At 42.4% G+C, this 11,473-nt stretch carries 8 protein-coding genes and 1 pseudogene; 6 read left to right on the plus strand and 3 right to left on the minus strand.

The features are described 5' to 3' along the window. A pseudogene (locus VLN09_RS02780) lies at window positions 1-190 on the plus strand (sel1 repeat family protein); the annotation flags it as partial. A gap of 97 nt (window positions 191-287) precedes the next feature. Here the strand turns inward: VLN09_RS02780 and VLN09_RS02785 are convergent. Then, entirely contained in the window at window positions 288-896 is a 609-nt protein-coding gene (locus tag VLN09_RS02785) for a peroxidase-related enzyme (RefSeq protein ID WP_325243684.1), read from the minus strand. A 247-nt stretch (window positions 897-1,143) separates the two neighbouring features. Between VLN09_RS02785 and VLN09_RS02790 the strand changes: the two genes are divergently transcribed. Then, complete coding sequence (locus VLN09_RS02790; RefSeq protein WP_325243685.1) at window positions 1,144-2,202, plus strand: rhodanese-related sulfurtransferase; 1,059 nt, start codon at window positions 1,144-1,146, stop codon at window positions 2,200-2,202. Between the two features lie 123 nt (window positions 2,203-2,325). Here VLN09_RS02790 and serA read toward each other — a convergent pair whose 3' ends face one another. Continuing rightward, window positions 2,326-3,552 (minus strand): phosphoglycerate dehydrogenase, encoded by a 1,227-nt coding sequence (gene serA / locus VLN09_RS02795; RefSeq protein ID WP_325243686.1) that lies wholly within the window; start codon window positions 3,550-3,552, stop codon window positions 2,326-2,328. A 399-nt stretch (window positions 3,553-3,951) separates the two neighbouring features. Here serA and VLN09_RS02800 point away from each other — a divergent pair, with 399 nt between their 5' ends. Beyond that, window positions 3,952-5,394 (plus strand): FAD-binding oxidoreductase, encoded by a 1,443-nt coding sequence (locus tag VLN09_RS02800; protein WP_325243687.1) that lies wholly within the window; start codon window positions 3,952-3,954, stop codon window positions 5,392-5,394. 141 nt (window positions 5,395-5,535) lie between these two features. Here the strand turns inward: VLN09_RS02800 and VLN09_RS02805 are convergent, their stop codons facing one another. Continuing rightward, window positions 5,536-6,168 carry a BLUF domain-containing protein gene (locus VLN09_RS02805; protein WP_325243688.1) on the minus strand — a complete coding sequence of 211 codons (633 nt, stop codon included), beginning with the start codon at window positions 6,166-6,168 and terminating at the stop codon, window positions 5,536-5,538. Between the two features lie 480 nt (window positions 6,169-6,648). On the opposite strand from VLN09_RS02805, the gene VLN09_RS02810 reads away from it, so the two are divergent. The 3 genes from VLN09_RS02810 to ileS form a co-directional block, all read left to right on the plus strand. Further along, entirely contained in the window at window positions 6,649-8,286 is a 1,638-nt protein-coding gene (locus VLN09_RS02810) for a bifunctional GNAT family N-acetyltransferase/carbon-nitrogen hydrolase family protein (protein WP_325243689.1), read from the plus strand. A gap of 145 nt (window positions 8,287-8,431) precedes the next feature. After that, entirely contained in the window at window positions 8,432-8,983 is a 552-nt protein-coding gene (locus VLN09_RS02815; protein WP_325243690.1) for a protein disulfide oxidoreductase, read from the plus strand. Window positions 8,984-9,494: 511 nt separating this feature from the next. Next, window positions 9,495-11,473 (plus strand): isoleucine--tRNA ligase (gene ileS / locus VLN09_RS02820; RefSeq protein ID WP_325243691.1); only part of this gene is annotated, 1,979 nt, incomplete at its 3' end.

The raw sequence follows: 11,473 nt of genomic DNA on the forward strand, positions 1-11,473 counted from the left end.
GTTAGATGAAAAGCAAAAAAATCTCGTCGATGCCTATAAATGGTATGACTTGGCTGCCCGTGACGGTATGCTTGATGAAAAAGTCCGTAACAAAGCCCGCGGCAAAATCGGTCAATTGGCATTGAACTTATCAAGTGCTGATATCGCTAGCGCTCGCAGCAAAGCAGATACTTGGTTCCAGAGTAAATAAGTCTTTCTGAAAGCACTTATTGAATAAAAAAAATCCAGCCTGTGTGCTGGATTTTTTGTTTTTAGAGACGTACTTATTTAATTGGTTTAAATAATACTTACTTTCTTACTTCACGTGCCATCGTATAGAACTCTGCATTGGACTGCATATTCATCACAATTGCCATTCTATTAGACAACCCAAAAAATGCGGTGACACCTGCTATATCTAAGATATCTTCGTCATCATAACCGTGTTCTCTCAATGCAACATAATCTGACTCTTGGATAAGTTCTGGTGTTCGACATAGCTTGACAGAAAATGAGAGCATCTCTTTTTGCTTAAGCTTGATAGGCGCATGCAAATAATTGATGGCTATTTGGTCTGCTAACAGTGGTTCTTTTGCAAACACACGCAAAAGCGCACCATGAGCGATAACACAATACTGGCAGCCATTCGCGGCGCTGGTGGCGACAATGATCATTTCCTTTTCAGCGGGGCTTAGCGTACTCCCTTCTCGCTCCATAATGGCATCATAATAGGCAAAAAAAGCTCTAAACTCTGCTGGGCGATAGGCTAACGCTAAAAACACATTAGGAATGAATTTGGCTTTTTCTTGAACCGCTAAAATACGTTCAAGAATGTCAGCTGGTAAGTTATCTAAATTCGGTACAGGGTATCGGCTGATGGTGGGCTTAATAGATATGTCGCTAGCTGGTTTACTCATATGTCATCTCCATTGACGTTATTTTATTATTGATTCTCATAAGTATACCTTTATAAATGGCTAATAAGTAGTCTACAGCCCCTTTAAGCACATACAATCGATCCTATATAAAACATTTAAAAATACTGCAAAATTTGCTACACTCCGCCAGCATTTAGTCAATTCCACAATTGTGCTAGTGTTATGAATTCATATATCCCTTTAACCCAATGCACTAGGTTTGCGACCTAGCCAGCAGGAGAAAACCATGAGTACCTCACAAGCTATTAACGTTAAAGCACCAACCCATGCCACCGAATACGATAGCGTGACCAATAATATTGTCGTCGCTGCCCTGTATAAATTCACACGTTTTGCTGACTTCGAAGAGTACCGCGACCCAATTCTAAATACCATGCTCGATAACGATGTTAAAGGAACCTTGTTAATTGCTAGCGAAGGCATTAACGGTACGATTTCTGGTAGCCGTCAAGGTATTAATAACGTCCTTGAGTATTTGCGTAGTATCGACGCAATCGGCAGCTTTACCTTTAAAGAATCTTATACCGATGCTCAGCCGTTTTATCGCACTAAAGTAAAGCTCAAAAAAGAAATCGTTACCATGGGCGTAGAGAATATCGACCCATTACAATCGGTTGGGCGCTATGTCAAACCAAGTGATTGGAATGCACTTATCTCAGACCCTGACGTCATCCTAATTGATACGCGTAATGACTATGAAGTAAAAATCGGTACGTTCCAAAATGCCGTTAATCCTAATACCGAAACGTTTCGTGAGTTCCCAGAATACGTGGCAAAAGAGCTAGACCCCGCTAAGCATAAAAAAGTCGCGATGTTCTGTACGGGTGGTATCCGCTGCGAAAAATCAACGGCATTTATGCGTGAGCAAGGCTTTGAAGAGGTTTATCATTTAGAGGGTGGCATTTTAAAATATCTAGAAGAAGTACCTGCCAGCGACTCTATGTGGGAAGGTGACTGTTTTGTCTTTGACAACCGTGTGTCAGTCAATCATAACTTGGAGAAAGGTAGTTATGAGCAGTGTTTTGCCTGTCGTATGCCTATTACGCAAGATGAGATGCAAAGCCCTGCCTATATAAAGGGCGAGTCTTGCCCACATTGTATCGATAAAGCGACTGACGAGCAAAAAGCACGCTTTCGTGAGCGTGAGCATCAAATGCAATTGGCACAAAAACGTGGTGAAGCCCATATCGGCAGCGACGTCATTGATGTCATCGAGAAACGTAAAGCAGCTAAAATTGAAGCTCGCCGTCAAGCCGACGAAGCCAATAAAACCAAAGCTGGCTAAAGTTACGCCTTAGAAATATGTAAAATGCGATAAAAAAAGAGAGGCTCTTATGAATAGAGCCTCTCTTTTTTGTTATTCGCTATTTATAGCGCTAACTATAAATTAAAACTATTATCACAAAACTTAGAATAAAATACGCACACGAATCGTTTCTTGAACGTCTTTTAGCTGATCTAAAGCCGCGGTTGAGTCGTTATAATCGACATCCATAACGAGATAGCCGACATCGCCTTCTGTCATCAAGCTCTGCGCCAAGATATTGATATTTGCTTCAGCAAACAGACGGTTAATCTGTGACAGGACGCCTGGTACGTTTTTGTGGATATGCAGCAGGCGATGCGTGCCTTCTTTAAACGGAATCGATACTTCTGGGAAGTTGACTGCTGTTGCCGTATCGCCTTGGTCAGAATAGCGTACAAACTTATCTGCAACTTCCAGTCCAATATTTGCCTGTGCTTCTTGCGTTGAGCCACCGATATGCGGGGTCAAGATGACATTATCAAACTTACGCAGTGGTGATTCAAACTCTTCATCAGCAGATTTTGGCTCTTTCGGGAACACATCAATTGCAGCGCCCAAGATTTTGCCAGACTCAAGCACAGCAGCAAGGTCATCAATCTCAACACAAGTACCACGTGCCGCATTGATAAAGTAGCTGCCGTCTTTCATATGCGCAAATTGCTCGGCTTTCATCATATAGCGTGTGCTTGGCAGATCAGGTACATGCAAGGTCACGATATCAGCAGTCGATAACAGCTCTTCTAAGCTACCCACTTGCACTGCGTTACCTAGTGGCAGTTTGGTTAAAACGTCATGATAGATAACTTTCATACCAAAGCTTTCAGCCAATACAGACAATTGCGAGCCAATAGAGCCGTAACCGACGATACCGATAGTTTTGCCACGCACTTCATGTGAGTTGGTCGCAGACTTGCCCCAACCACCGCGATGTACAGTAGCATTCTTTTCAGGGATACCACGATAAAGCATGATGGCTTCAGCAAGTACCAGCTCAGCAACCGAACGGGTGTTCGAATATGGGGCGTTAAAGACCGGAATACCAAACTCACGAGCCGCATCTAAGTCAACTTGGTTGGTACCAATACAAAAACAACCGATACCGATAAGCTTATGTGCATGCTTAAGTACTTCACGAGTCAGCTGTGTGCGCGAGCGAATACCGATAAAATGAGCATTTTTAATCTTTTCAATCAGCTCGTCTTGATCCAATGCATGGCTGATATTTTCGATGTTTTGATAACCAGCATCTTTTAATACTTTTAAAGCATTGTCATGCAGACCTTCAAGCAATAAAAACCGGATTTTGTCTTTTTGGAGTGATAACGCCATGTGAGAACTGTCCTATAATTGTCTTATAAAAATCATCTGAGGGATAAGCTTGGATGAATGAAACGAAAAGAGTCTGGATATCTTACACAAAATTGGTCGGCGATGTTAGCAGATTAGATGAATTATTGATTATCAATCCTGAAAACTTTTTATGCTATAGTGAATCCTGCTATCTAAATGAGCAGCCATACCCTGTTTACGATGTGTGCCCATATATAGAAGCAAACTCATAACACTCTACGATTGCTACGACCATTAAATTGCAATAATATACATCGTCAATATTCCTTTAATAACATACACCATTACACACGTTCAGTTATAGCTATTTGATTATATGATAATTCCCATAATAATCCCCTCTATGCATAGCGCTCACGTTGATACCGAGATTTGACCATGAATTCTTTATCTAGCCAAACCCTATCTGAAACCCATGCAGCTGCTGTTCGAACCATCCTCAGCGCTCTGCTTGATACCCACCAGTTTGATGCCAGCCAAATCAAAACTGATAGCGAAAGCTTAGAGCATTGGGGCAAAGACTGGACCAAGCATTTTGCTCCAGCTGCCGCGGCTATTGTCTTTCCAAAGACTACTGATCAAGTACAAGCGATTGTGTTACTTGCCAATGAACACAATGTGGTATTGACGCCAAGTGGCGGTCGTACAGGATTATCTGCCGGCGCGGTCGCCGCCAATGGCGAGATTGTGGTTAGTATGGATAAAATGAACCAAATCGGACAGTTCTATCCTGCCGATCGCATGGTTGAGATTGAAGCCGGTGTGGTCACTCAGCAATTGCAGCAGTTTGCCGAATCAAAAGACCTCTACTACCCTGTCGACTTTGCCTCAGCTGGCTCCAGTCAAATAGGTGGTAATATCGGCACCAATGCTGGCGGTATTAAAGTGATTCGTTATGGCATGACCCGTCAATGGATTATGGGACTGACTGTGGTCACTGGTAAAGGCGATATCTTGCAGCTCAATCGCGGTATGGTCAAAAATGCCACCGGCTATGATTTGCGCCAATTATTTATTGGTAGCGAAGGTACACTTGGCTTTGTTACTCATGCACAAATCAAGCTTGAGCGTCAGCCGCAAGACTTAAATGTCATGGTGCTGGGTATGGACAGCTTTAACGATGTGATGAATGTCCTATCCGCTTTTCAGGCAAAGATTGATTTAACGGCGTTTGAATTCTTTGATGATGTAGCGATTGATAAACTCATGGCACATGGTCAAGTGCAAGAGCCATTTGAATCGCGCACTAAGTTTTATACGCTATTAGAATTTGAAGCACCTTATGAGCCTATTATGGATAAAGCCATGGCGATATTTGAGGATTGCATGGAGCAAGGTTGGGTCGTCGATGGTGTAATGAGTCAAAGTCTAGCGCAAGCGGAAGAGCTATGGAAGCTGCGCGAATATATCTCTGAGACCATCTCAGTATTCACCCCTTATAAGAATGATGTGTCGGTACTCATCAGTTATGTACCCGATTTTATCGCTGAGATTGATAACATTGTCAGCAGTAACTACCCTGACTTTGAAGTTTGTTGGTTTGGTCATATCGGTGATGGTAACTTGCATCTTAATATTTTAAAACCTGAAAACATGAGCAAAGATGATTTCTTTGCAGAATGTCAGGTCGTTAATAAATACGTATTTGAAAGGGTACAAAAATATGGTGGCTCGGTCTCAGCTGAGCATGGTGTGGGGATGACCAAAAAACCTTATTTACATTATAGCCGCAGCGAGACTGAGATTGATTACTTGCGTGAAGTAAAAAAAGTCTTTGACCCCAATAATATTATGAATCGTGGTAAGATTTTTGATATGTGATTGATTACTTATTTAATGTATTAAAAGCTTAATCACACAAAAAAGACGCTAAACGTTTAAGTCTAGCGTCTTTTTTATAAAGGCAGTTTTATCATCAATAATAAAACTATACCGTATGTTTTATGATCTTCATCATCTAGCTTATAAATATAATAACATCAGTCCTATAGCCAAAAGCACACTCAAAAAACCTTGGACGACTAAAAAAGCTTGATGCGGAGCGGCGACATGACGCACCATATTGCCGAGCGCATTGTAAGTAATACCTGCTGCCTTGATATGAGACGGTGTCTCAAAATTTTTGATGACTTGCAGAAACTGCTCAGTATGCGCGGCGCTCCAGTCGTGTGGCGAGAATGGCAAAAATGGTGATAGCTGTGTCGCTTGTTTTTGGGTCGCAGGCGACCATAACCAACGCTCCAAAAACAATAAGCGCATACGCCAATCAGAGAAGCTGCGCTGTTTGATGACTTGCAGTAATAATACCCGCACATTTTTATGGCGGGTATCGGCAAAGATACGCTGAGTCAATGCAGCTATTTTTTCTTTTTCACCCTCAATGCACTGCAAAAAATGTCCGTTGCCATAGCATAACGTGCCTGTAATACCATGCTGCTGATTGAAGTTGCGCGCATGATTTTCTACTTCTTCAAATATCGTCGTACTAAAACGCGAGCCAAACGTTAAGCTACTGACATAGACAAATTTTACCAGTGTAGTATCTTCGATCTCATTTAACGTGCCAAAAGCAGCAGCATGAGTTTCAGGTATCATTAAAAATTCCTAACGGATCATTGTCAAAGATGACCAAGTAAAATAAAGTTACGCTCAATTTTATAAAAAATTGATTCTATGCAGCTTAATGACTCACAAAAACCTAGCAAATACTTACAGCGTTTGACTGTTATTGGCTCATTAGCTTGATATCATAGCAACCGCAGCGCATATCAAACATCTATTCAATGTACTTGTAAATTCATAGAAACACCTCATTAAAACAATAATATTCGAGGTAGATTTGATAACTTATTGTAAACATACAGATAAATTATTGTAACGATTCTCAAAGACTATTGATATGTTTTTATCGACAGGGTTACACGAAAATCTAGGAGATTTAATTTTGCTGCGTCCAACAGCTCTTATAAAAATTACTCCAAAGATATGAACTATCCCATTTATTGTATTTAAGCCGCTTATTTCACTAAAATCACTTATTAACACCCGCTTACAGAAACAACAGACAGGAATTTTATGAGTAAGATAGAAAAACCGGAAGACTTTCATTTAACGATTGCAGAGATTAAGAAAAAAGACTATCCCCAATTAAAAGCCTTAATGGACCGTGTGTATGTCAATTTAGGCGGTGCATGGTCAAAGACTACCATTAATACTTTGATTGATGCCTTTCCAGAAGGGCAGATTGCTTTATTCGACCATGACCAGCTGATTGGTATTGTCCTCTCTATGCGTGTTGATTATGCCAAATTCTCTAATCCGCACACGTACGATGACTTGATTGGTCATAAAGAGATTATCAGAGACAACCCTGAAGGCGATGCTATCTATGGTTTAGATGCGCTGATTGATCCTGAATATCGTGGTTATCGCTTGGGTCGTAGGCTGTATGATGCGCGTAAAGAGCTGTGCCGTCAGTTAAACTTCCGCGCTATTTTAGCTGGAGGTCGTATCCCTAACTACCATAACCACCAAGATTTGACCCCGGGTGACTACATTGATGCGGTTGCAGCACGTGAAATTCATGATTCTGCGCTATCTTTCCAGTTATCCAATGGCTTTATCGTCAAGCGTATTTTGACCGCTTATTTGCCAGATGACAAACAGTCTAAAGGCTTTGCAACCTTACTTGAGTGGGCAAATATTTATTATGAGCCCAAAGACTATAAGCCCAATACGCGCAAGTCTGAGGTGCGCATTGGCGGTATCCAGTGGCAGATGCGTGAAGTTGAGTCACCTGAAGAGCTATTGCAACAGGTTGAATTCTTTGTCGACGTTATGGCTGATTACAACTCAGACTTTGCCTGCTTGCCAGAATTTTTTAACGCGCCATTGATGGGTTTGTGTGAGTCGACGGATCAAAACATTGCGATTCGCTTTTTGGCAGGTTATACCGAGTGGTTTAAAAACGAAATATCGCATTTAGCGGTCAGCTATAACGTTAACGTTATTATGGGCTCCATGCCGTTACTAGATGAAGACGACACGCTGTACAATGTCAGTTATCTATGTCGCCGCGATGGAACGGTTGAAGAACAGCGCAAGATTCATATTACCCCTCATGAGCGTAGTGCTTGGGTGATTGAAGGCGGTGACGAGGTGAAGGTATTTGATACCGATGCCGGTCGTATTGGTATTTTGGTCTGTTACGACGTTGAATTCCCTGAGCTTGCCCGCTTGTTGGCGCTCGACGATATGGATATTTTGTTCGTGCCTTTTTGGACAGATACCAAAAACGGCTACTTACGTGTGCGCCACTGTGCTCAAGCGCGAGCCATTGAAAACGAATGTTACGTGATGATTTGTGGATCAGTGGGTAACTTACCGCAAGTTGAAAGCCTCGATATTCAATATGCGAAGTCCTCTATCTTCTCGCCTTCAGATTTTGCATTCCCGCATGATGCGATTATGGCAGAAACGACGGCCAACACTGAGATGGTTTTCTTTTCAGATGTGAATTTAGACAAGCTCACTCACGTCCGTAACGAAGGTTCGGTCCACAATTTGCTTGATCGCCGTGATGACTTGTTTAGCTTAAAATGGAAGCGAAAATCCAAAATTCCAGCGAGCAAGTTGAGTGATGAAGAGCGCCGTGAAAACTCAGGTAGTGTGCTCACTGGCGATCCATTACAAGACCGCGCCCAAAAACCTTAATGGTTGGTGCCAATTACTTAATAGACATCGCTTAGTATCAGTGTCATATAGTAAGAAATTTTAATAATACGGCTGACCATTCAGCCGTATATTTTTATCTATTAAAAACGACTTATAAAAACCACCTAGCAAAAAAGCAGCCATTATGACGACTAATATCGACAAGACGACTGAGAAACCTAAAAAGACACCCAAGCAAAAAGCACTGTCAATTATTAAAACTGTGCTGCTCTATGGCTTGGTATTTGCTATTGTTTATACTGCTGTTAACTGGTGGCGACAACCGGTCATGCCAGCCAATCCACAGCTGCAATTAATGGACTATCAAGGGCAAGTCGTTGACTTAGCAGCGCTGAGCAATGAACAACCAACGTTGGTATATTTTTGGGGTACTTGGTGTCCGATATGTAGCGTGACCTCGCCAACTATTAATACATTGGCAGCAGAGAATAACTATCCAATCGTTACGGTCGCTATAAAATCTGGCTCTAACCAAGAGCTAGATGGCTATCTTAAGGAACATAATTATAATTTTACGACAATTAATGACCAACAAGGCGTTATCTTTGATGATTGGCAGGGACAAGTTACACCCTCTTATGTCATATTAAAAGATGGTGAGATGAGCCAAGGACTGACAGGTATTCAGCCTGAATGGTCGTTGAAATTAAGATTGTGGCTGTCGTCAGTTTTTTAGGAAAAAAATTAACTATAGTCTTAGTCTAGCACCTCACGCAAAAACCCCTATAGCAGAGCTCGCTTATGAACTGACCCCCATAAGTGTATGTTGCGTGTCTTTAAATAGAATTGAATCGGATATGATATGTGATGCAGATTAAAATCAATGAATAAAAACAGTTAAATCAACAACGACCATTAACTACTGAGAGTAGGGATTATCTGACGATAGTGATATGATGCAGTCTTGTACATAAAGACAGCATGGATATTGATTGCTCAATTTATTATCACCTTTATTATCCTAGCAGATACAAAATAAGTAGCAATCGCTTGTTAAATGAATTTTGTGGCGGTTTTGGCGGACATAGAAACGATACTCGGCAGCTCTTCTTACCCCACTCTTTTTGTCATATAATAGCGAGTATTATCTACTCTCAATCAAATTAATACCTTAGCTTTTGTAGCCAGCTTTACACGCACTTTTAACTCAATTTACATTTCAATCACCATTCTAAAAGACGCCTTCTATGACTGATAAAAGTACTGATATGCCAAGCCAAGACTATAAAGACACGCTAAATCTTGCTGACACGCCATTTGCGATGCGCGCAAATCTTGCCAAACGTGAGCCAGATTGGCTAGCAGCTTGGGAAGCAGACGACGTTTACGGTAAAATTCGCGCGGCACGTGCTGGGGCAACCAAATACATTTTGCATGATGGTCCTCCTTATGCCAATGGTCAGATTCACTTGGGTCATGCGGTCAATAAAGTACTTAAAGATATTATCGTGAAGTCAAAAACTCTATCTGGTTTTGATGCGCCTTATGTACCCGGCTGGGACTGTCACGGTCTGCCTATCGAGCAAAAAGTCGAAGCTAAACACGGTAAAGTGGGTCAAAAGGTTTCTGCCACCGAATTCCGCGGTCTCTGTCGTGAATACGCCAGTACTCAAATTGAACTGCAAAAGGCGGATTTTAAACGTCTGGGTGTGTTTGGTGATTGGGACAATCCTTATTTAACGATGAACTTCTATCAAGAAGCGAATATCGTGCGCGCCCTTGCCAAAATTTATGACAATGGTCATGTGACTCGCGGTATGAAGCCGGTCAACTGGTGCTTGGACTGTAGCTCTGCTCTGGCTGAAGCTGAAGTTGAATATCAAGATAAAGTTTCAGACGCCATTTATGTCAGCTTTGATATTGTAGACAGTGACAAAGTTGCGGCATTGGCTGAAATAGACGGCAATATCGCTGCCGTTATCTGGACGACGACGCCTTGGACATTGCCTGCCAACCAAGCTATTGCAGTGCATCCTGAGCATGACTATAGCGTGGTCGCTACTGAAAACGGCAACTTGCTACTGGCGACTGATTTGGTTGAGTCGGCGTTAAGTGAATTTAAACTTGAGAATAAAGGTGTCTTAGCTACCGTATCAGGTCGCGAGCTTGAAGGTCTACATGCTCAGCATCCACTGATTGAAGCGCGCCAAGTGCCATTAATCTTAGGCGATCACGTGACGACTGATAGCGGTACTGGCTTAGTACATACTGCACCGGGTCATGGTCTTGACGATTATATCGTTGGGGTAAAGTATGACTTACCGATTGAAAATCCAGTCAGTGGTACGGGCGTTTATTTAGACAGCGCGGCAGTATTTGCCGGTGAGCACATCTATAAAGCCAATCCACAAATCATCGCTGCCCTACACGAAAACGGTCATCTGGTTAGCCATACCAAAATTGAGCATAGCTATCCGCATTGCTGGCGTCATAAATCGCCAATCATTTTCCGTGCTACGCCGCAATGGTTTATCAGCATGGAAACACAAGGTTTGCGTGAGCGCGCGCTTGCTGATATTCCAGCAGTTCAATGGACACCAGCATGGGGTCAAAATCGCATTGAATCTATGATGACAGGTCGCCCTGACTGGTGTATCTCTCGCCAGCGTACGTGGGGCGTACCGATTACTTTCTTTACCCATAAAGAAACTGGTGAACTACACCCAAATACGCTTGAGCTGATGGAAGTTGCTGCACAAAAAATCAATGAAGGCGGTGTAGAAGCATGGTTTGATGCTAGCTGTGAGGATTTCTTGGGCGCGGAAGCCGCTGATTATGATAAAGCGACTGATACCTTAGACGTTTGGTTTGACTCTGGCACCACGCATTTTGCCGTACTTGATCAGCGCGACGAGTTAACCAATCCTGCTGATATGTACTTAGAAGGCTCTGACCAACATCGTGGCTGGTTCCAGACGTCATTGCTGACCTCAGAAGCCATGTACGCGCGCCCACCATTTAAGCAAGTATTGACCCATGGTTTTGTAGTTGATGAAAACGGTCGTAAGATGAGTAAATCACTCGGTAATATCATCACGCCGCAAGAAGAGATCAATAAAACGGGCGCGGATATGTTGCGTTTATGGATTGCATCGAGCGACTATCGTTATGAGATGAGCGCGGGTAAAACTGTCTTTAAGGGTGCAATCGATATGTATCGCCGCAT

The sequence above is a fragment of the Psychrobacter sp. genome, assembly GCF_035469765.1.
In the GTDB taxonomy this organism is placed as follows: Bacteria; Pseudomonadota; Gammaproteobacteria; order Pseudomonadales; family Moraxellaceae; genus Psychrobacter.

Coding starts and splice junctions, on each gene's coding strand:
- VLN09_RS02785 (WP_325243684.1), bottom strand. CDS start 896: ATGAGTAAACCAGCTAGCGACATATCTATTAAGCCCACCATCAGCCGA.
- VLN09_RS02790 (WP_325243685.1), top strand. CDS start 1,144: ATGAGTACCTCACAAGCTATTAACGTTAAAGCACCAACCCATGCCACC.
- serA (WP_325243686.1), bottom strand. CDS start 3,552: ATGGCGTTATCACTCCAAAAAGACAAAATCCGGTTTTTATTGCTTGAA.
- VLN09_RS02800 (WP_325243687.1), top strand. CDS start 3,952: ATGAATTCTTTATCTAGCCAAACCCTATCTGAAACCCATGCAGCTGCT.
- VLN09_RS02805 (WP_325243688.1), bottom strand. CDS start 6,168: ATGATACCTGAAACTCATGCTGCTGCTTTTGGCACGTTAAATGAGATC.
- VLN09_RS02810 (WP_325243689.1), top strand. CDS start 6,649: ATGAGTAAGATAGAAAAACCGGAAGACTTTCATTTAACGATTGCAGAG.
- VLN09_RS02815 (WP_325243690.1), top strand. CDS start 8,432: ATGACGACTAATATCGACAAGACGACTGAGAAACCTAAAAAGACACCC.